The 20,221-nt window shown below is 32.4% G+C and carries 20 protein-coding genes and 1 pseudogene; 18 read left to right on the forward strand and 3 right to left on the reverse strand.

The annotated features are described in order from the left end of the window. Positions 1–31 precede the first annotated feature (31 nt). From JF76_RS02885 to JF76_RS02905, 5 genes are all read left to right on the forward strand, one after another. Positions 32–571, forward strand: a complete 540-nt coding sequence (locus JF76_RS02885) for a TetR/AcrR family transcriptional regulator (RefSeq protein ID WP_052697053.1) — start codon at positions 32–34, stop codon at positions 569–571. Further along, positions 568–1,149, forward strand: a complete 582-nt coding sequence (locus tag JF76_RS02890; protein WP_045927728.1) for an NAD(P)H-dependent oxidoreductase — start codon at positions 568–570, stop codon at positions 1,147–1,149. The genes JF76_RS02885 and JF76_RS02890 overlap by 4 nt, the downstream gene beginning before the upstream one ends. 188 nt (positions 1,150–1,337) lie before the next feature. Continuing rightward, positions 1,338–2,090, forward strand: coding sequence for an AbrB/MazE/SpoVT family DNA-binding domain-containing protein (locus tag JF76_RS02895; RefSeq protein ID WP_052697054.1), 753 nt, complete (start codon positions 1,338–1,340; stop codon positions 2,088–2,090). Between the two features lie 117 nt (positions 2,091–2,207). Next, entirely contained in the window at positions 2,208–2,588 is a 381-nt protein-coding gene (locus JF76_RS02900) for a YbgA family protein (RefSeq protein ID WP_045927729.1), read from the forward strand. Then, a complete protein-coding gene (locus tag JF76_RS02905; RefSeq protein ID WP_045927730.1) occupies positions 2,585–2,947 on the forward strand; it encodes a TIGR02328 family protein in 363 nt (120 codons plus the stop codon). Before JF76_RS02900 ends, JF76_RS02905 begins: the two co-directional genes overlap by 4 nt. 134 nt (positions 2,948–3,081) lie before the next feature. Here JF76_RS02905 and JF76_RS02910 read toward each other — a convergent pair whose 3' ends face one another. Together JF76_RS02910 and JF76_RS02915 are read right to left on the reverse strand one after the other, a co-directional pair. Continuing rightward, the gene (locus JF76_RS02910) at positions 3,082–3,540 is read right to left on the reverse strand and encodes a DUF3021 domain-containing protein (RefSeq protein WP_045927731.1); all 459 of its coding nucleotides are present in this window, start codon (positions 3,538–3,540) and stop codon (positions 3,082–3,084) included. After that, complete coding sequence (locus tag JF76_RS02915) at positions 3,537–3,971, reverse strand: LytTR family DNA-binding domain-containing protein (RefSeq protein ID WP_045927732.1); 435 nt, start codon at positions 3,969–3,971, stop codon at positions 3,537–3,539. Before JF76_RS02915 ends, JF76_RS02910 begins: the two co-directional genes overlap by 4 nt. Positions 3,972–4,568: 597 nt before the next feature. Here JF76_RS02915 and JF76_RS02920 point away from each other — a divergent pair. From JF76_RS02920 to JF76_RS02960, 11 genes and pseudogenes are all read left to right on the forward strand, one after another. Further along, positions 4,569–5,255 (forward strand): hypothetical protein, encoded by a 687-nt coding sequence (locus JF76_RS02920; protein ID WP_045927733.1) that lies wholly within the window; start codon positions 4,569–4,571, stop codon positions 5,253–5,255. Between the two features lie 499 nt (positions 5,256–5,754). Next, positions 5,755–6,030 (forward strand): annotated as a pseudogene (locus JF76_RS10540) (DUF7010 family protein). 49 nt (positions 6,031–6,079) lie between these two features. After that, positions 6,080–6,292 (forward strand): DUF7010 family protein, encoded by a 213-nt coding sequence (locus JF76_RS10545; protein WP_379854151.1) that lies wholly within the window; start codon positions 6,080–6,082, stop codon positions 6,290–6,292. A 21-nt stretch (positions 6,293–6,313) separates the two neighbouring features. Continuing rightward, on the forward strand, positions 6,314–7,597 hold the full coding sequence (locus JF76_RS02930) for a KAP family P-loop NTPase fold protein (RefSeq protein WP_045927734.1): 1,284 nt from the start codon (positions 6,314–6,316) through the stop codon (positions 7,595–7,597). A gap of 133 nt (positions 7,598–7,730) precedes the next feature. After that, positions 7,731–9,308 carry a type I restriction-modification system subunit M gene (locus JF76_RS02935; RefSeq protein ID WP_045927735.1) on the forward strand — a complete coding sequence of 526 codons (1,578 nt, stop codon included), beginning with the start codon at positions 7,731–7,733 and terminating at the stop codon, positions 9,306–9,308. 16 nt (positions 9,309–9,324) lie between these two features. Further along, the gene (locus JF76_RS02940; RefSeq protein ID WP_052697055.1) at positions 9,325–10,488 is read left to right on the forward strand and encodes a restriction endonuclease subunit S; all 1,164 of its coding nucleotides are present in this window, start codon (positions 9,325–9,327) and stop codon (positions 10,486–10,488) included. A gap of 18 nt (positions 10,489–10,506) precedes the next feature. Beyond that, positions 10,507–13,515, forward strand: a complete 3,009-nt coding sequence (locus tag JF76_RS02945; protein WP_045927736.1) for a type I restriction endonuclease subunit R, EcoR124 family — start codon at positions 10,507–10,509, stop codon at positions 13,513–13,515. 216 nt (positions 13,516–13,731) lie between these two features. Beyond that, positions 13,732–14,616, forward strand: coding sequence for a restriction endonuclease (locus JF76_RS02950; RefSeq protein ID WP_045927737.1), 885 nt, complete (start codon positions 13,732–13,734; stop codon positions 14,614–14,616). A 54-nt stretch (positions 14,617–14,670) separates the two neighbouring features. Continuing rightward, positions 14,671–14,931, forward strand: coding sequence for a hypothetical protein (locus JF76_RS02955; protein ID WP_045927738.1), 261 nt, complete (start codon positions 14,671–14,673; stop codon positions 14,929–14,931). Between the two features lie 217 nt (positions 14,932–15,148). Then, positions 15,149–15,289 carry a type II toxin-antitoxin system YafQ family toxin gene (locus tag JF76_RS10550; RefSeq protein ID WP_084600323.1) on the forward strand — a complete coding sequence of 47 codons (141 nt, stop codon included), beginning with the start codon at positions 15,149–15,151 and terminating at the stop codon, positions 15,287–15,289. 176 nt (positions 15,290–15,465) lie between these two features. Beyond that, on the forward strand, positions 15,466–15,816 hold the full coding sequence (locus JF76_RS02960; protein ID WP_279625416.1) for a YbaK/EbsC family protein: 351 nt from the start codon (positions 15,466–15,468) through the stop codon (positions 15,814–15,816). Between the two features lie 70 nt (positions 15,817–15,886). On the opposite strand, the gene JF76_RS02965 is transcribed toward JF76_RS02960, so the two are convergent. Further along, positions 15,887–16,708 carry a MurR/RpiR family transcriptional regulator gene (locus JF76_RS02965; protein ID WP_045927739.1) on the reverse strand — a complete coding sequence of 274 codons (822 nt, stop codon included), beginning with the start codon at positions 16,706–16,708 and terminating at the stop codon, positions 15,887–15,889. 139 nt (positions 16,709–16,847) lie between these two features. Here JF76_RS02965 and JF76_RS02970 point away from each other — a divergent pair, with 139 nt between their 5' ends. Next, complete coding sequence (locus JF76_RS02970) at positions 16,848–17,549, forward strand: N-acetylmannosamine-6-phosphate 2-epimerase (RefSeq protein WP_045927740.1); 702 nt, start codon at positions 16,848–16,850, stop codon at positions 17,547–17,549. A 1-nt stretch (position 17,550) separates the two neighbouring features. After that, entirely contained in the window at positions 17,551–19,614 is a 2,064-nt protein-coding gene (locus JF76_RS02975; protein WP_045927741.1) for a glucose PTS transporter subunit IIA, read from the forward strand. The last annotated feature ends 607 nt before the right edge of the window (positions 19,615–20,221 follow it).

Here is a 20,221-nt window from a genome sequence, read left to right on the forward strand (position 1 = left end):
GATAACGATGTTATTCAAGGAGGTATGTAAATTGGACAACACACAAGATAAAATCATTCAAGCAACGGTAGAATGGATTAAAACAGATGATTATAAGAACTTATCGATGCGAAAATTAGCAGCAAAAATAGGAATGACTACTGGCGCCATTTATAAATACTTTCAAAACAAGGATGAGTTGTTTTACCAAGTGTCGATTAAATTATCACAGCAATTTGCTGAACAACTGATTACTACTTCTGAGAGTTCCCCAAAAGATGAACTACTTTCATTAGCTAATAAATTCTGTAAGTTGAGCCAAGAACAGGCGAAGCTGATCAACTTCCTATTTTTTAATTCGAGTTTGCAGAATTTTTACCAACATGCTAATCATGATTTTCAATTTTACGATCAGGTAATGAGGTTAGTTCATCAGATAAATAGTGGAAGAGTTACTGATCAACAATTCTTTACTCAGATTTGGGCTTTTATTCAAGGATATTCGTTGTTAATCATAAACGGGGTTGCTGAATATGAACCTATTTTAGTTGAAAAAACTCTCAATGAAATGATTGGAGGTAGTAAAAAATGATTTTGATAATCTATTGTCATCCCTATGATCGGAGCTTTAATCATGCGGAACTAGAAATAATTAAAGAAAATCTAAGTGCTGCTCATCAGAAATACGAAATAATAGATTTATATGCGGATCATTTTAATCCAGTATATTCAAAGGAAGAATTGAGACTCTATCATCAGGGTCAAACTACCGACCCTTTAGTTAGTAAATACCTAAAACTATGTCAACAAGCGAATACTGTGATTTTTATTACTCCTTTTTGGTGGAATGATATTCCAGGGATGTTAAAAGGCTTTGTTGACAAGGTGATGAAAGAAGGAGAAGGTTTATCACACACTGTTACTAAAATAGGAGTGAAAGGTGAGTTGACTAATGTTAAACATTGCTATGTGCTAACCACTTCAACTTCACCAACATGGTATATCCGTTTCTTTTTAGGTAATGCTATTAAAAAAATTCTCATTAACAAAACTTTGCGCCAATTAGGGTTTCGGCATTGTTATTGGCAAAATTTTGGTGGTATTACTAATTCTTCTCTTGAACGAAGGAGGAAATACTTAGACCAATTAACTAAGAAGACTTTTAGCTAAAAAGTTTTCACTTGTTTTTTCAATTGTTTAACAAACAAGAGAATTTTGTTCTAAATAATTTATTCTTAAGCGATGCTTTATTGATGTCAAATACTTTGATAACAAAATTAATTGATATAATTTTGGGGATTAACAGGTATTTTTTGGTAAAACAATTAATAGAAGTAAACTAAAAAGGAGGCATAGTTATGAACCGCGTTTTGATTGGTAAAGTTTCACAAAAAGGACAAGTAGTTATTCCAATACAAATCAGAAAAGCTTTAGGTTTGAAAAATTTCTATCAAAGTGATTATTACAGTTGGTTGGAAACTAATGATCCTAAAATGGTCAAAAATGTTGAAGATACTCTATATGAAGATCCAGATGAGTGTGATGTTGAATTATACAAAGATCTATCTCTTAAGTATGATTTAGAGTGCAAGAAATGTAATTTATTTGTAGACGTCAATAATCAAAAAATAAAAATGTCAGCAAATATTGTTTGTGGTGTTAAAAGTTTAAAAGATTTTGGGTCAACTATGCCAGAATTTTTATCAAACTATGCCAAAATTAGATCAAGTATAAAGTTACATTTCATATGGCCCCAGCATAAAGTTCCGACAATAAATACTTATCGCTATCAAATTTATCACGATCGCATTGATTACTTGTTATATGATTTGAAACATTACTTTATGGGTAAAGAAACACCGATGCAAAAAGCCTATCAAAATAATAATACTAAGATTTGGCTTGATGCTTTTAACAATGATTTTCCAAAATTCGTTCAGGCAATGCATTTCGAAAACTTTGTTAATGAAAATTTTGAAGTTTTAGATATTGAATTTGGACGAAGAAAAACTGTTACTGGTGATTTACAGCAACTTAAGAGTAAAGCTAAGAATAAAATTGTCCAAAAACGATACATGGAACAGCTGTTAACTTTGGACAAGTTGTTTTAATAAATTTAGTTTGAATCGTTTGTTGTGAAATAGTATTTAGTAATAAAATTTAGTTAGGTAGAATTTATTATTAATAAAGCCACGCATGTAAATGCATAAAAAATAGGACAAATGAAAATGGATAAATGGCAACAAGAGTGGGCTTATAATAAATATTGGGTGATGGCTCATTCGCAACAGTGCTATGAGCAGATTAGGCTGCTGGCTAAGGACAACGAATGGTCAGAACAAGAAAATGTTGAATTTAAGGACTTATTAGAAAAAGCAGCCAGTCAAATTCCAACAGTTAAAACCTTAACCAACGCCTATCAACATGTCTGGGGCTATTTTAAGAAAATTTGTACGCCAGAGGAAAAGCAAACTTACTTACATTTATTGCAAGAATTATCACCAACAGAAGATGAATTGGGTCCATTTTTAAGTCGTTTAGCTGAAAAGTATCAAGTTTCTTATTTATTAAATTCACGTTTAATTCAGGAGAATGAAGCAAAATTATGAGATTGTGGCATCAAGACTTAATTTGGCGATTGCCTAGGCAACAGTTATTAGGGCAACATCGAGAAATTGCGGCTTTGCGCGGACGTGGCTGGGGCAAGCCCCATGCTACTGTTAACTATGTTTTTCAACATTCACCTTACAAATTGTATCAATTTCATTTGTTAGTATTAGCTGAAATGCAACGTCGTCATTATCATCCAGATCTTAAATGGTTTGATCCATATTATAGAGGACAGTATTGTCCTAAGTACGAAAGTTTACCAGCTATTCCGTGGACTGATCCAATTTACCCAGAGCACGACGATGCATATTTACAAAGTTGTTTGGATAATTTGCACCAAAAAGGAATAGATTTGTAATAAATTTAGTTTGCTAAAAATTGCAAGATTGACACTGGATGATGACATTTTTCTAAATTTCTTTTTAAGAAACGTAAGAAAAAAAGTTGAGCACTTTGATATGAATGCTCAACTTTTTTGACATTGTAATTAGATTACTCTTTTTTGATTTTATGATTAATATTTGCAATTTCCTTTGCAATTTTATGGTAATTATAATACCAGCAAATTAAGTAGATGATGACAAAAATCACAGTAAATTTTGTGAAGTTAATCAAGTCTAACGAAACCCAACCAGCTAGAAGGGCCAAAAAAACAAACCCAAAATAGTAGGTGAAGAAATTTATAACTGTTTTCTTTAATAATGACCAATGGTTAATAGTGAAGATAAAACTGCCAAAACCGAAAAATATTCCAGTGACCGCCCAAAGAATAATTGAAGCGGTAAAAGCATTAAGCAAATTGCTAAAGTTTGTCGTAAAAGATGGACTGGATGGAACATAAACTGCGCTATGTGATGCATAACTGCAAAAGATAGAAATCATTAAACCAATGAAGATGCCTTCAGTAGCAAAAGTAAACAAATAATTGATAAATCTCTTGGTGTTTTTCATATTCCTAACCTCTCTTTCAGGTTCTTAATATTTCTTCTAGATATCTGCACTCTATGATTATTAGTCAAAACTACATCAATTAACCCATTATTAAGTAATTCAAGGTGATCAATGTGTTGATAATTAAATATAGCGCTGCGTGAAGCTTCAATAAAATAGTTCGGTAGATCTGCTTTCAAATTTGATAAACGATCATTATATGTAAGTAGCTGCTTTTCTGTATAAACATTGATATCTCTATTAGCAACCTCAAGTGAATAAATATCTTCAAAATTAATCGGATAAATTTGAGATTGATAATGGCACCATAAAGAATTTTCTGACTGCGATAATTTTTGCAAAAGTTCATTAATTGCTGGTGTCATTTTTTTGATCCATAATTCACCGTGTTCTTCACTAATATTAGGATCGATGTGACAATTAATTTTCATTCCTGGCGCTCCTTTCTGTTAGTAAGTATAGTAGATGAATTTCACTTTTATACGTGGAAACTGCAAATGGTGGAATAAATGTCATTAATGGTTACAAAATTTGTGTTTTTGGCTAAAATTTAGCTTTTATAATTAAAAGAGGGTTTGAGTGCATGAATATACTAAAGTATAATTTAAAAGAAAAAGTTTTTTACTTAAAAGGATGAAGATGATGCAAGAAATTAATGATTTAAGGTTAGATTGTGCGCTGAAACAAAAAAGAAGGCTGCATATAATACTGGCTTTAATTATTATTTGGCTAGCCGTTTTAATAGGTCAATTTTATGATAATTCCAACAAATAAGCTTTCATTTAAAGCAGATTTTTTTGTTGATGTAAGAATTATCAGAGCAGATAAATTAAATTAGCTTAAAAGTAATATTGAAAATATATTAACGGGTTAGCAAATTATGATTTATATGATATTGACTCTGAAATTTTAAAACAACTTTTAGATCAAAATTATCTTGACATAGGTTCTTTAGAAAAAGACTATAGTGAAGATTATTATCACAGAAAAAGATAAATTTAGTTCAGAATAGAAAAGGTGGAAAATAGATGACCAAAAATATAGCGGATGCAATAGTATTTCTTCTAAAATACGTTAAAAACAGGCCGAAATATATCAAAGATTTTAAAAACGGCAATTTATATTTTACAAAATTACAGTATTTTAATGATTTAGAGAATAAGGAAAATAATGATAAGACGGGCGATAAAAATGAAAGTAAATTTCATTGGGAGATTAATGATTTAAAGTCTCTAACTATAGCTGGTCACAAGATAAACCCAGAAGACATTACTAAAATTTCTTTGGATCTTGAAATGAATTCCATTGATAAGGATAACTGTGGAATTTGTAGTTTCTTTGCAGTTTATTTTAGAGATTTAGAAAAAGACAAAGATAATGAGAATGTGTATCGAATTAAACCTGAGGTTATAGAAGATATTCAAAAGTTAAAAGATGGTGATAGGAAACTATTTGTCGTTAAAAATGTAAAAGGTTTAATTAGAGAGAGTAACGAATACAAATTAGAACATGGACCAGTCATTTATTATGATCCTAAATATTATGAAATAAATAAAGTTTCAACGAATCACCTTATGTTTTACAAAACTAATAAGTATAAATATCAACATGAATATCGATTTGTTAAAAAAGATATTGGAAAAGGTAATTTGGTACATTTCAATTCTTTAGAAAAAGATATTCTTGAGATAAAATTTAAAATAAAGGAAAATTAATTCAAAAATATCATGCACCATAGTCTATTTAATGTGTATATTTTAAAAATAATCTTTCATATAAAATCAAAAGTATATAAATAATTTGGCTTTTATCATAAGTTTAACTTCTCTTTAAAGTTTTTAGTATTTCAACGAGAAATTTCCACGTTATAGTTGCTGGTCATAAAAACATCAATTGGTGAATTGCCCAGTAGTTCGAGATATTCATTATGTTGATAATTAAATATAGCGTTGCGTGAATCTTCAATAAAAAGGTTTGGTAGATCTGCTTGCAAATTTGATAAACGATCATTATATGTGTTGCTGCTTTTCTATAAAAACATTACGTCCAGTTAGCAACCTCAAGTGAATAAATGTCATCAATGGTTATTAAATTTGTGTTTTTGGTTCAAGTTTATCATTTATAAAAAAAAGAGGGTTTTAGTGCATGAATATACTAAAGTATAATTTAAAGTAAAGTTGTTTTACTTATATTACGCAACAAAGGATGCAGATGATGAAAGCAATTAATGAACTAAGATTAAATTGTGCGCTTAAGCAAAAAAGAGGACTGCATATAATACTGGCTTCAATTATTATTTGGCTAGCCATTGCAATCGTTTAATTTTCGTCTATTACAATATTAACGAAAAACCTCGTTACTTTTGTTTGTGCTGCAATTATACTGCCGTTATCTTACTTTGTTTCTAGGCTGATTAATGTTGATTTTCAAAACAAAAGTAATTCACTAACAGAGTTAGGAATACTATTTTCTGTTAACCAAGTACTGTAATTGCTAATTGCGATGTGGATTTATCCAACTATACCAGAAAAAAATACTTATGATATTAGCAATTATTTTTGGCGCTCATTTACTACCATACTACTGTCTTTATAGGTCTCGGGTTTATTTTACCTTGGCGATTTTAATACTATTTTTAGCTTTAATCGTCGGATTAAACTTTGAGCCAGCAATTTTGGCCTTGACAGTGAAGGGAATTGAAATTATCTTTTCTTTGGCTTTAGTATGGGAAATTAGAAAATTGGAGTTTTAAGTTTTTAGAAAGGAAAAAAGTTTGAGAAGTATAGATTTAAAACCAACTGACGAAAATATAATTAATACCGTTCTTACTAATAGTATGGGCAGAAATGATGGTGTTTATAATTTTGTGAAAATGCTTAATTCACAATATGGATCTATTTCGATTGCTGTTGATGGCAAATGGGGATCTGGAAAAACCTTCTTTATTAAGCAATGTAAACTGGTTTTAGATTGCTTAAATGATGAAAATGATAGCAGTGAAAAAAGAAAAATCTTAGAAGTAGTTACACAAGGAAAGACGGAAAAACTTTCCAAAATTAGTTATAAATCAGTATATTTTGATGCTTGGAAGAATGATAGTGATATTGATCCAATTGTTTCTTTGTCTAAAAGCATAGCTACAACGACTTTTAACATTAAAACAAAAGCTAAGAGCATAGCTTTTAAAGCAGGAGAGCAACTTGTTAAAATAGCGGTTGAAAAAATTGCTAAAATTGATATTGGCAGTCTTTTAGATATATTTCAAACAGAAGAAAATACTGAAGCTGAATTTAAGAAAGAATTGGCTTCTTTAATACCTAAAGATGGTCGTCTTGTTATTTTTATTGATGAATTGGATAGATGTCGCCCAGTATATGCTGTTAAGCTGTTAGAAAGAGTACAACATTTTTTTGATAATGAAAAAATAACTTTTGTGTTTGCTGTGAATCTTTACGAATTGAAAAACACGATACAAAAACTTTATGGCTCAAATTTCAACGGTGATCGCTATTTGGACAGATTTTTTGATTTTGTTATGTCAATCCCAGAGCCGGATCTTGAGTTATATTATCAAAACATGGATGATTCAATGAATATTAATACTAACTTTCCAGTGTATTATAAAGAACTAGAAACAAAATTTGACTTTAGTGCAAGGGAACGCAGCCATTTTGAAAATCGTGTCAATACTGCTATTTATAAAACTCGCTCTAAACGGGACAGTAGCTTTTTCCCATTTAATGATAGTTTTGAAATGGTAGATTTATTTGTGATTCCATATTTAATTGCTCTGAAAATGATTGACGGCCATAAATATGAAGACTTTATTTCTAATGAAGATGGCACAGATTTTATAGATTTTTTATCTGCAAATAGGACATATTCAAATATAAAAAGAACAAAAGATATTATTGAGTTGAAAAATAAAGCCCAAAAATTTTATGAAAGTATATTTGTCGAAGATAATGGTTATAAAAAACACATTAGCGAGGTTTTGAGTTTAGTTTCCAATTTTTCTAATTATGAAGATAAAGATACCAAACCCACTAAGAAATAAGCATATTAAAATTTATCTGATTGATAAATATATAATGGTACAATTAAATAGACGTTGATTGAGCTAATTCCAATCAACTAATTAAATTAGGAAATAACTTTGAATATAAATTTTAAAATTAAAGGAGATAACATTGTCAAATACGACTACAAGTTTACAGCAAGGGCTGTTCAGTGCGGCAGATTCATTACGATCGAAGATGGATGCAAGTCAATATAAAAATTATTTATTAGGCACTGTCTTTTATAAATATTTATCTGATCATATGCTTTACAACGTTTTGGAATTATTATCTGATGAACCTGATGGAACGCTGGATGAAGCCCAAAAAATTTATGAAGATAATGCTGAGGATACAGAATTAGTTAATGAGTTGCGGGTATCATTAGGTTATGTAATTGAACCTGAATACACATATAATAGTATTTTAAAAGCGGTCAACAATCATACTTTTCAGGTCAAGCAATTAGGTGATGCTTTTAATAAACTAGAAAGCTCGGATCAAGACTTTGAAGGGCTATTTGATGATTATGATTTGTATTCTAAAAGTTTAGGAAGCACAGCGCAAAAAAGAACAGATACTATAGCTGGAGTTATTCAAGCAATTGGCAAAATAGAATTGGTTAAAACTCCCGGTGATAGTCTGGGCGATGCTTACGAATATTTAATTAGTCAGTTTGCTTCAGAATCTGGCAAAAAAGCGGGTGAGTTTTATACACCTCAACAAGTTTCTGAGCTGTTAACCCGTTTAACTTTGGTAGGCAAAGATTATTCAGCAGGAATGACGGTTTATGATCCTGCTATGGGGTCTGGGTCTTTGCTCTTAAACTTTAAAAAATATGGTTCAGCTCATGATCGAGTTACTTACTATGGGCAAGAAATTAATACCTCCACTTATAACCTGGCCAAAATGAATTTAATCTTGCACAACATTGACCAAGCAAACAGGCATTTGCGTAATGGCGATACCTTGGACGAAGATTGGCCAGCAGAGGAAGCCAATAACTTTGACGCGGTAGTTATGAATCCACCGTATTCATTAAAATGGTCAGCAAACAAAGGTTTTTTAGATGATCCTCGTTTCTCTCCTTATGGGGTTTTGCCTCCTAAATCGAAAGCAGATTATGCTTTTTTACTTCACGGTTATTATCATTTAAAGCATAGTGGTGTGATGTCCATAGTTTTGCCTCATGGCGTTCTTTTCCGTGGCGCTGCTGAGGGCAAGATCAGACAAAAGCTGCTTGAAAATGGTGCTATTGATGCAATTATTGGTTTGCCAGCAAATCTGTTTTATAGTACTGGCATTCCAACAGTGATTCTAGTACTTAAAAAAGATAAGCAAGACCGTGATGTCATGTTTGTTGATGCTTCTAAAGGTTTTGAAAAGGTTAAAACGCAAAACAAATTGCGTGAAGAAGATATAAACCGGATTTTGACTACTTATTCTGCACGTCAAGATGTTGAAAAATATGCTCATTTAGCAAAATTTGATGAGATTAAAGAAAATGATTTTAATCTAAATATTCCACGTTACGTTGATACTTTTGAAGAAGAACCACCAGTTGATGTGCAAAAACTAGTTGCAGATATGGCCAGCATTACAAAAGAAGAAAAAGAAACAACTGCTGAAATTAAGCATTCTTTGGATGAATTGGTTGGTACTGATTCAGATGCTCAAAAAATGTTAGATCAATTAAAGGATATTCTTTAGTAAGGTTTGATGAAAAATGAATGAACATAAAGCTGTACCTAATATAAGATTTAATGGTTTTGAGGATGTTTGGAAAAGTATGAAATTTAAAAATATTCTTAATTATGAAAGACCTGATAAGTACATCGTAAAATCAGATAATTATTCGAATAATGGAATTCCAGTTCTGACTGCAAATAAAAGCTTTATTTTAGGTTATACTCTAGAATCTAGTTTTTATGAGAAACCACTACCAATTATAATTTTTGACGATTTTACTCTTGATTGCAAATTAGTTAAGTTTCCATTTAAAATTAAATCTTCTGCTATTAAAATTCTTAGTTCAAATAATTTTTCTGATATTTGGTTTGATTTTTATCTTTTGAAAGCTACTTCTTTTATTAAAGAGGGTCATGCTAGACATTACATATCGATTGTTCAGAATAAAAAAATTAATGTACCCGATAAACAAGAGCAACAAAAAATCGGTAACTTTTTTGCTAAATTAGACAAGCTACTTGATTTGCAGCAGCAAAAGATTGACAAGTTGGAGCTGCTAAAAAAGACTTTGTTGCAAAAACTTTTTCCTAAGCATGATGCCAAAATACCTGAATTGCGATTTAAAGGCTGTAAAGAAGATTGGAGAGATAAGAAAACATTAGAATTAGTTTCGGAAAGAAATTCTAAAATAATTCCAAATGATGATTATCCACTAAAGGCATTCATAGCCAAAAAAGGAATTTCTGAAAAGGGAGAGAAGTATAATAGAAGTTTTTTAGTTAAGAGTAGACAGAAAAAGTATAAAAAAACTGAATATGGAGACTTGATATATAGTTCTAATAATCTCGAAGTTGGATCTATTGGAATAAACAGATATGGAAATGCGTGTATTTCACCTGTATACAGTATTTTTAAAGTAAACAATTCTTTAACGTACGATTTTCTTGGATATCTTATCCAAAGAAAAGAGTTTATTTTCAATATGATCAGGTATAGACAGGGTGTTACTTATGGACAATGGAAAATACATGAATCAGACTTTTTAAATATACAAGTATTAGTACCGGAAACCATAGATGAACAACAAAAGATCGGCAACCTCTTGTCTAAAGTTGACCAATTAATCGAATTAGCAAATAAGAAATTGCAAAATTTTCAACAAATTAAAAAGTGTCTTTTACAAAATATGTTTGTTGAATAGTTTGGAAAGGAGATAAATATGTCAGTGGCAGCAGTTAAAGAAGCTCAAATGGAAAAAACTTTAATTGATCATTTAACTAAAGATGCAAATCAATGGCGTTTACGTGAAGATTTAAAAACAATTCCGCAATTATGGGCTAACTTTTTCCAAATTCTTGAAGATAACAACCGCGATCAACTTCATGATGTTCCACTAACACAAAATGAAAGGGAAACCATTCGTACGCAAATAACTCAGCCTAATTTTTACCAAGCTGCTAAATTCTTGGCTGGTGCTAACAGACAGGTTAGGCATCACTTAAAGCGTGATGATTCTTCTTTACCAGATGCCGATTTATTGATTTTAGATAACACCAATATTGCCGGTGGAACTTCCGTTTATGAAGTGGTACATCAAGTAGAAGTTAATAAGTCGAGCTTGTCACCGCTTGATCAAGATAGGCGCTTTGATGTTACTCTCTTGATTAACGGCTTACCCTTAATTCATATTGAATTGAAAACACCAAACTTTCCTTTTATGGATGCGTTTCGCCAAATACAAAAGTATATAGACGAAGAAAAATTTAGTGATATCTATAATTTTGTGGAAATGTTTGTTGTTACCAATGGTACCAATACCCAATATATTCCTGCTGGACAAACTCTGCGTGCTAATTTTTTAATTTCGTGGATTGATCAAGACAAGCAACAAGTTAGTGACTACTTAGATTTTGCACGTGAGGTATTATCCATTCCGATGGCACATCACATGATTGCTGACTATACAGTTTTAGATGACAATGCTCAGAGAATCATTCTGCTGCGTCCCTACCAAATTCAAGCGATACAAGCAATTTTCAAAGCATCACGTAAAGGAAAGTCTGGCTTTATTTGGCATGCTACGGGTTCAGGTAAAACTTTAACTTCGTATAAAGTCGCCCGCAACTTATTACAAATACCAGCTATTGATAAGACGATTTTTCTAATTGACCGCAAGGACCTTGATATGCAAACTGTTACTGCATTTCAGACTTATGCAAATAATGACACGATTGATGTGGATGAAACTTCGAATAGTTTTGAATTGGTTAAACAACTGGGTGATGGCAACCGCAATGTGATTGTAACTACCAGACAGAAACTGCAAACAATTTTTAAACGAATGGAAAATTCACCTGAACTTGCTAAAAAATATGAAAAGTTGAAAGACTTAAGATTAGCTTTTATTGTTGATGAATGTCATAGAGCCGTTACGCCAACCCAAAAAAGAGAACTAGATAGATTCTTTAATCGTCAACCATTATGGTATGGCTTTACCGGTACCCCAATTTTTGCGGAAAATGCGCGGGCTGAGAATGGACAAGATGCTCGTACCACTGAGCAACTTTATGGTCCAATTTTACACAAATATACGATTGAAGACGCAATTCATGATAAAAAAGTACTAGGCTTTAAAATTGATAATGAAGGAAATTCAAATCAAACGGATAACGATGATATTTATCTCACAGATGCTCACATGAAGGCAGTTGTCAAGCAAATTTTAGATTTAGCTTATCGTAAACAAGGTCTTAGCAATGGCAACAGATATTCCGCACTGTTTTCAACATCCTCTATTAAGCAGGCACAAAAATATTATCACCTTTTTCAGGAAGCAATTGCTAGTGGTGAAGTTCCTAATCGTATTCAAAAAGTGGTGCCAGATTTTCCCCGCATAGCTATTACCTACTCAATCTCCCAAAATGAAGATGAATCAATGGCTAATCAGGCAGAAATGAAGCAAGCTTTGGATGACTACAACAAAATGTTTAACACGCAGTTTTCTATGGCAGAGCTTGGCAGTTATAATCGCAATGTCAATGATCGTTTAGCATGCAAAAATAAAACATATCAAACGCGAGACCAACAACTAGACATAGTGATCGTAGTTGATCGGTTATTGACTGGATTTGATGCACCAAGATTATCCACACTATATCTTGACCGACCACCAATGAATTCCCAAAATCTCATACAAGCTTTTTCAAGAACAAACCGTATTTATGATGATGGCAAAAAATGGGGTCAAATAGTAACTTTCCAATATCCTAATCAGTATAGTGATGAAATAGATAAAGCGTTGACGCTTTATGCGAATGGTGGCACTAATGGCGTTCTTGCCCCAGATTGGAATACGTCACGTAAGCGTTATGTACAAGCACGTAAGAAACTAGACAAATATGTCGATAATCCACAGATATTGGCTACGCTCATTGATGCCCCCAAAAAAGAACAGAAACAGTTTGCTGAAGCTTTTCAAAAATATGATCAGGCACTTGCTGCTATTAAAACATATGATGAGTTAGATAAGCAGGATAAACTGCCTGCTTCTGCACAAGTTAATGTTGCTGATATCCCACCTGAAATAGAAAATGCTTTAGAAGGCACATATCAAAATATTATCGATAATTTAAAAGCAGAAAATAAAAATGATGATGATCCAGTAGACGTTGATCTTGACGAAGATTACGAGCTTGAATCAATTCATATTAAAGAAGTGGATGAACGTTATATTATGTCACTCATTCAAGATTATATTTCAACTGCTAACCAGCGGGTAAGTGCATCACAAAAATCTGAAGATCAAAGTGAAACCTCACAAGTTGGTGATTACATTGATCAATATGCTAAAACTAATGAGCCACGTGCGAACCATATTCGTTCGATTTGGCAAGATGTTCAACTTAATCCACAAAAATATTCTGATCAAAAAGTTGAAGATGTATTAGAAAACTCTATCAAGCAGGAAAATAAAAAAATTTTAAGTCAACTGGCAGATGATTTCGGTCTTGATTATGGCAATTTGAACTATGTTGTTAACAATTATAAGCCTGATGAAATCAATCATAAAGGTATGGGAGATTTGGTAAGTAAAAGATATTTTGATAGGTTCAAAGAGACTCATCCTGATAGTAAATTAAAGAATTGGCTTAGCTGGAAGACTGAGGTACGCGAAAAGGTTAAGGTAGTCTACAATACAAAGATTAAACCTTTAGAATCTGAAGAGTAACAAATAACCTAGTACCAGTTTTTTAAAAAAACTTTGACTTAAAAATAGTTAAAAGCCTATATTTGAGTATTGGATTATCATTTATCCAATACTTTTTTGCTAATTCGAATTTTGAAAAAACTTTAATTAGTATAATTTTTCTTACATAGTCTGTTTGAGTATATATGAGCTTCAAATTATAATAAGAGTAAGCATCTAACTAGGAGAATAAAGTGAATGGCTAATCGACAAATTAATATAGAAAATGTAACTATGAAAGAAATTCTGATTTCAATGCGTCGTCTTGGTGGTCAGGTAACAAGGCGTGAAATTTGTTCAGATATTCGTGACAATTCCACCGCAATTTCTGAACAAGAAGTGAATGAAGTTAAGGTATCTAAGAAAACTGGTAATAAGTATAAACCATTTGACTATACATTTAATTATGCAGTTATGTATTTAGTAAGAACTGGTTTTTTAACTGAAGATGATCATCAAGTAGAATTATCTGAAAAAGGTCGTAAAGTTAATCTCGATATTTTTAATCCTGAAAAGGATGTTCGTCCCTTTTTAGAAGATAATAATTCTCAGGAATTAAAGAAAAAAAGCTTGTCTGAAATTGATTCTGCTAAGGATTCAACGGATGAAGTCACAGAAGAAGATCAGTGGAGACAAGATTTGCTAGATGCCCTGATGAAAATGAGTCCGAAAAAGTTTGAACTTTTTTGTCGCGGTTTATTAACCAAAATGGGGATCGACGTTGATAAGACGATTGGCGTTAACTACGTTGCTGACGGTGGTCTTGATGGTTTTGGCTATGTTCGTTCAAATGATTATCGGACTACCAGAGTAGCTCTACAAGCAAAACGCTGGCAATCCAATGTGCCCGCTCCTGAAATAGATAAGTTTCGCGGAGCAATGGATAAATACAACGCTGAATTTGGCATTTTTATTACGAATTCTGATTTTACTCGCGGAGCAATTAAGACAGCACGTCAGGGCACCAGAATTATCACTTTGATTGATGGTGAGGAAATCTGTGACCTAGTGGCAAAGTATAATTATTACGTGGAGCCTGTAACTACGTATCGGTTGAAATCATTTTATACTGATAAAGATTAAACAACCTTTATGTTAACTGATTTATCGTTATTGCTTTACAGATAAGGTGATACTATGTCGACTATACAATTTGGAATTAGATTAGATAAGAAAGAAAAGCAAGAATTAGATGATAATGCCAAGCAAATCGGCTTGACGGCTGCTACGGCAGTTAAAATGCTTATCTCTCAGTTTAACCATGATAAAGGATTTAGTTATCCTGTAAATCGTAAAGAGGATAATACATCAGATACAAATTTACCTTCCGAAGTTGAAAAGGCTATGGTAATAGCTAAAGCTGAAGAGTTAGGATTGATTAAGGATAGTAGTATTTAAAGTAGATAATCTAAAAGTAGATAATCTAGATGATTGGAAAAAGCGGTGGACAGAAAATTAAAATATGAAGTTCGTTTTGAAAAATCTTTTGTAAAAAGGATGGATAATTTACAAAGTATGTTTAATCTTTCTTCTGTTGATACAATAGATGCAAGGATGATAACTAGGTATGCTTTTGAAATCCTAGCTATTTAAAAAATATACTGTTCATAAAGTTTTGAAAAAACTCTGGAGTGAATACCACGAATTTCATGTTATTAATGATTTACTAGTAATTTATTATCAGGTGGATGCCAAAAAGCGTTTAAGGATGGTAACTATCACCAATCATAAGGAACTTTCTACTGGTAAGTTATGAAGTAAGATTAAAAATAGCGTCTTTTAAGAAAATAACACCAAATGAACAAAAGCGAGACATTACATTACTTAGATCAACACGGAATTAAATATGAGATAGTGGAGCACCAAGCTGTCTACAATATGGCAGAAATGGAGCAGATTAAACTGCCACACCCTTAAGCAGATGCTAAAAATCTGTTTGTGAGGGATGACAAGAAACGTGACTACTACCTTTTGACGATTAAGGGCGATAAAAGAGTCAACTTACAGCAATTTCATGAGGAAAATGACACTCGCAGGCTTAGTTTTGCCTCACCGCAAGACCTAAAAGAAAAATTAGGATTAGAACCAGGTTCCGTCACACCTTTGGGGTTGTTAAATGACTCTCACCACGAAATCCCCTTTTACTTAGATTCATATTTTAGTGACCAGCCTAGAATCGCTATTCATCCCAACGATAATACAGCTACTATTTGGCTAGATCCGCAAGACTTGCTTAAAATCATAAAAAGTTTGGGAAATCCTGTTAGGGTAGTAAAGATGTAATTTTTATTCTGAGTATTATAAAAGATGGTAAATCTAAAAATAGATTTACCATCTTTTTTTATAGCAACTTTTAAATTTCTTTTTTTAATATTTCAGGTAGGACTTTTTCCTTGATGGAATTGCTATCAATTTTAGTATAAATTTCGTACCCGCGTGCTAACACATCGCACAGATAAAGTTGAGAAACTTGTCCGGCTACAGAACCAATATTTATAAATTCTCCCACTGCTGTTTGTAATTGAACGTCGCCTAAATTTGCTATGGGCGAACTCAATTCATTAGAAATAGTAATGATTTTTGCCCCGTTCTTTTTAGCTAGTTTTAAAGAGTCATATGTATCTTTGGTATGACCCGAAAGAGATAGGCCAATAACAACATCTTTTTTTGTTAGTAATGAACTAATTTGTACTTGAATGTGTGGATCAACTTCGGCATGTGCTATTAGACCTATCCTTAACCATGTTTTAGCAAAATCTTTTGCTGACTCTCCAGAGTGCCCTAGGCCAAATAAATAGACCCGCTTGGCTTTAGCCAGTATCTTAACCGCTTTAAGTAAATTTTGGGGAAATAATAAACTTTTAGTTTTGTTGATTGAATCGATTAATAAGTTTGCACTTTCAATATAAAAGTTGCTATCCCCACTAGTGGTAGCCAATTTATTCTGCGAAATTGATTCTTGTGCTAAATAAATTTTTAGTTTAGAAAAGCCTGAAAAGCCAAGTTTCTTGCAAAGGCGAATAATGGTAGCATCGCTGGTACCTGAAGCTATAGCCAATGATTTTATCGTATCGTAAATTACTTGTTCTGCGTGACTAGCAATGTAATTAGCTAATTTTACTTCAGATTTGGTCAACTCTTTTTTGTTCTCATTAAATAATTGAATAAAATTCATTTCTTAAAAAGCCTCTTTCGCTAATGAGTAAATTATATCATCCTTTTTCAAGAAAACGATTGCATTTCCCGCCAAAAAATAATATCATACTTTAGGAAGTAAAACTTCAAAAAATAATATTAATGGAGTAAAAATACATATGGAAAAAGAAAAGTTCATCAATAAGATCCATAAGGGATTGATTGTTTCTTGCCAGGCTTTACCCGGAGAACCTTTGTATACTGAAAAAGGAGGGATAATGCCTCTTATGGCGAAGGCTGCTGAAGAAGCGGGTGCGGTAGGTATACGTGCAAATTCAGTACGTGATATTAAAGAAATTCAAGCTACGGTTAGTTTACCTATAATCGGAATCATTAAAAAGGACTATCCCCCTGAAGAGCCGTACATTACACCAACGATGAAAGAAGTAGATGAATTAGTTGAAACCAAGGTTGACGTTATAGCTTTTGACTGCACTTTACGTCCTCGGCATGATGGACAAACCATTAATCAATTTATCAAAGAAGTTAAATTGAAATATCCGCATCAGTTAATGATGGCTGATATATCAAACTTTGAAGAAGCACAGAATGCTTATGAATGTGGTGTAGATTTTGTTGGTACTACCTTGGCTGGTTATACTGCTGAAAGTGAAAACAAGTCTGGACCAGATTTTCAATTAATTAAAAGAATTGTGGATGCTGACCTGCCACTAATTGCGGAGGGTAAAATTCATACTCCAGCTGAATTAAAAAAGGTAATAGACCTTAATCCGCTTGGAATTGTAGTTGGTGGTGCTATTACTAGACCTCTGCAAATTGCTAGGACGTTCACTTCAGTATTTAAAAAAGGGAGAGAATAAAATGACTAAAAATAAGAGATTCACTGCAATTGGTCAGTGGTTTTCCCAATTAGGGCAAGCTTTCATGTTGCCAATTGCTATTTTGCCGGTTGCCGGTTTATTGTTAGGACTTGGCGGAGCTCTAACAAATGATGCGGCTGTTTCAGCTTTTCCAGTTTTAAATCAAGTTTGGTTACAAAATACATTAAAAATAATGAATTTTGCTGGTAACGCAGTTTTTAGTAACTTGGCTTTAATCTTTTCGATTGGTTTGGCTGTTGGTTTAGCTAAAGGTGATAAGGGTACTGCCGGTTTAGCTGGTGGTGTAGCTTATCTTGTATATACTGCGACAATTTCTGGTTTGCTACAATTGTTTAACCCTAAAAATACAATTGACACTGGTGTTTTAGGTGCGATCGTAATTGGCTCCGTTGTAGCATATTTGCATAACCACTACCGTAAAATTCAGTTGCCACAATTTTTAGGCTTTTTTGGCGGATCGAGATTCGTACCAATTATTTCTGCAATTGCTGCTATAGTTATCGGTGCAATATTTTACTTAATCTGGCCTCCAATTCAAGGTTGGCTGACTACTGCTGGACATGCAATTGCTGCAATGGGCAGTTTTGGTAGTTTCCTGTACGGATTTTTATTACGGCTGACTGGAGCCGTCGGTTTACATCATACTATTTATCCGATGTTCTGGTATACGGCACTCGGTGGTACAGCAGAAGTAGCTGGAAAAACCGTTGTCGGAGCTCAAAATATTTTCTTTGCCCAATTAGCTGATCCAAATTTCCATGGTTTATTCACTTATGGTACTCGGTTTTTCGCTGGACGTTTTGCAACCATGATGTTTGGCTTGCCTGGAGCTGCTTTAGCAATGTATCTTTGCCTGCCAAAAGCTAACAGGAAAAAAGATGGTGGATTGTATCTTTCAGGTGGTCTTACTTCTTTTCTTACAGGTATTACCGAGCCTTTAGAATACTCATTTCTATTTGTAGCTCCTTGGTTATATTTAATTCATTCATTTCTTGATGGTTGCTCATTCTATCTTGCAGATATTATGAACATTAGAATTGGTAATTCATTTTCTGGTGGATTAATAGATTACCTGTTGTTTGGTGTTTTGCAAGGAAAAGATAAAACAAACTGGCCTAATGTATTAATTATTGGTGTTATTTGGTTTTTCCTCTACTTCTTTGTTTTCACTTTTTGTATTAAAAAATTCCATGTCAATATTCCTGGAATGCAAACTGAAGTTGATAATGACGTTGAAAAAACTGATTACAAATCAGGAAATGTCACCAGTCTACATACAGAGTCTGAGCAAATTATTGCAGCTTTAGGTGGGGCTGAGAATATAAATACTATTTCTGCTTGTGCTACCAGATTAAGAATTTCACTTAAAGATAACAGTCAAGTTAATGAACCTGTATTTAAAAAATTAGGTTCTCCGGGTGTTTTAAAAGTCGCTGGTGGACTTCAAATTATTTTTGGTGGTAAAGCCGATCTTTATAGTCAAGAAATAAATGATTTGCTAGCTCATCCTCAAAGGAAAAATGAGACCACAACTAGCCATGATGCTGAAGATAATATAGTAAGTGAAAATAATAAAATGACAATTGACTTTACTGCACCCGTTAACGGTAAATTTAAATCTTTAGTTGATGTTGATGATGAAGTCTTTTCTAAAAAAATGATGGGGGAAGGCTTTGCAATTGAACCAACTGATCAACATATTTTCAGTCCAGTAGAAGGTGAAGTTGTTTCAATTTTTAAGACCAAGCATGCAATTGGACTTAAAACGAAAGACGGTCTGGAAGTATTATTACATATGGGAATCGATACTGTTGATCTGGCAGGGAAACCGTTTACTATTAAAGTCAAAGAAGGAGAGAAAGTTTCTCCAAAAAGTGAGTTGGCTGAAGTTGATCTTGAGCAAATTAAAGCAAGTGGTAAAAAGCCAACAATTATTACAGTAATTACAAATTCAATAGATCATGTTATACAAGCAAGTGACGATGCTAAAACAGGCGATAAGATTCACGCTCAAGATGATGTTTATCACGCTTTAGTCAAATAAATCAAATTAGTAGATAAGATGATATTGGTTAGCAAAAGATTAGTCCTTTGTTGATTGTGATTTTATTTTAGCCAGAATTAAAAAGATATATTTCTCAAATTGGAGTATTTAAAAATAATGTAAATTAAAAGCTATTTTGTTGATAAACCATACAGCAATTTATTTGTATATATTTATAAAATAAATACCACTAAATTATTAACAAAAGGTAAATATTTTTATTTATGAATGTAATTGGTTAAATTATATCAACTTTCATTGTAGAATCTTTTTCGTTGCCGTTAATCTCTGGTCAGGACTAGGATATTGCTTTTAAAAGCACCAAGAAATTAAGACCTGAACGCAGCCAATAATGGTAACGAATCTGATGTTAAAAATATAGTTATCAGTTTAATCTTGACTTTAATTAAACATTTACATCATTGTTAATTAAGTATCTTTCTTTCTTGTGTATAAATCTAATTTCTCAATAAACTGTTGTTTTAGTTAGAATAATTCATATTCATTTAATCATTAAATTACTTTAAATTTCATCACTTTAGTTTTTATTTGAATTTGCTAATATCTCATCAACGTTAAAATAAAATAGCGGATGATTAAAGCAAAA

Origin of the sequence: Lactobacillus kullabergensis, from assembly GCF_000967195.1 — a bacterium.
Classification (GTDB): Bacteria; Bacillota; Bacilli; order Lactobacillales; family Lactobacillaceae; genus Lactobacillus; species Lactobacillus kullabergensis.

Coding starts and splice junctions, on each gene's coding strand:
- JF76_RS02895 (WP_052697054.1), top strand. CDS start 1,338: ATGAACCGCGTTTTGATTGGTAAAGTTTCACAAAAAGGACAAGTAGTT.
- JF76_RS02950 (WP_045927737.1), top strand. CDS start 13,732: ATGGCTAATCGACAAATTAATATAGAAAATGTAACTATGAAAGAAATT.
- JF76_RS02920 (WP_045927733.1), top strand. CDS start 4,569: ATGACCAAAAATATAGCGGATGCAATAGTATTTCTTCTAAAATACGTT.
- JF76_RS02955 (WP_045927738.1), top strand. CDS start 14,671: ATGTCGACTATACAATTTGGAATTAGATTAGATAAGAAAGAAAAGCAA.
- JF76_RS02915 (WP_045927732.1), bottom strand. CDS start 3,971: ATGAAAATTAATTGTCACATCGATCCTAATATTAGTGAAGAACACGGT.
- JF76_RS02965 (WP_045927739.1), bottom strand. CDS start 16,708: ATGAATTTTATTCAATTATTTAATGAGAACAAAAAAGAGTTGACCAAA.
- JF76_RS02940 (WP_052697055.1), top strand. CDS start 9,325: ATGAATGAACATAAAGCTGTACCTAATATAAGATTTAATGGTTTTGAG.
- JF76_RS02945 (WP_045927736.1), top strand. CDS start 10,507: ATGTCAGTGGCAGCAGTTAAAGAAGCTCAAATGGAAAAAACTTTAATT.
- JF76_RS10545 (WP_379854151.1), top strand. CDS start 6,080: ATGATATTAGCAATTATTTTTGGCGCTCATTTACTACCATACTACTGT.
- JF76_RS02975 (WP_045927741.1), top strand. CDS start 17,551: ATGACTAAAAATAAGAGATTCACTGCAATTGGTCAGTGGTTTTCCCAA.
- JF76_RS02900 (WP_045927729.1), top strand. CDS start 2,208: ATGGATAAATGGCAACAAGAGTGGGCTTATAATAAATATTGGGTGATG.
- JF76_RS02905 (WP_045927730.1), top strand. CDS start 2,585: ATGAGATTGTGGCATCAAGACTTAATTTGGCGATTGCCTAGGCAACAG.
- JF76_RS02970 (WP_045927740.1), top strand. CDS start 16,848: ATGGAAAAAGAAAAGTTCATCAATAAGATCCATAAGGGATTGATTGTT.
- JF76_RS02890 (WP_045927728.1), top strand. CDS start 568: ATGATTTTGATAATCTATTGTCATCCCTATGATCGGAGCTTTAATCAT.
- JF76_RS02910 (WP_045927731.1), bottom strand. CDS start 3,540: ATGAAAAACACCAAGAGATTTATCAATTATTTGTTTACTTTTGCTACT.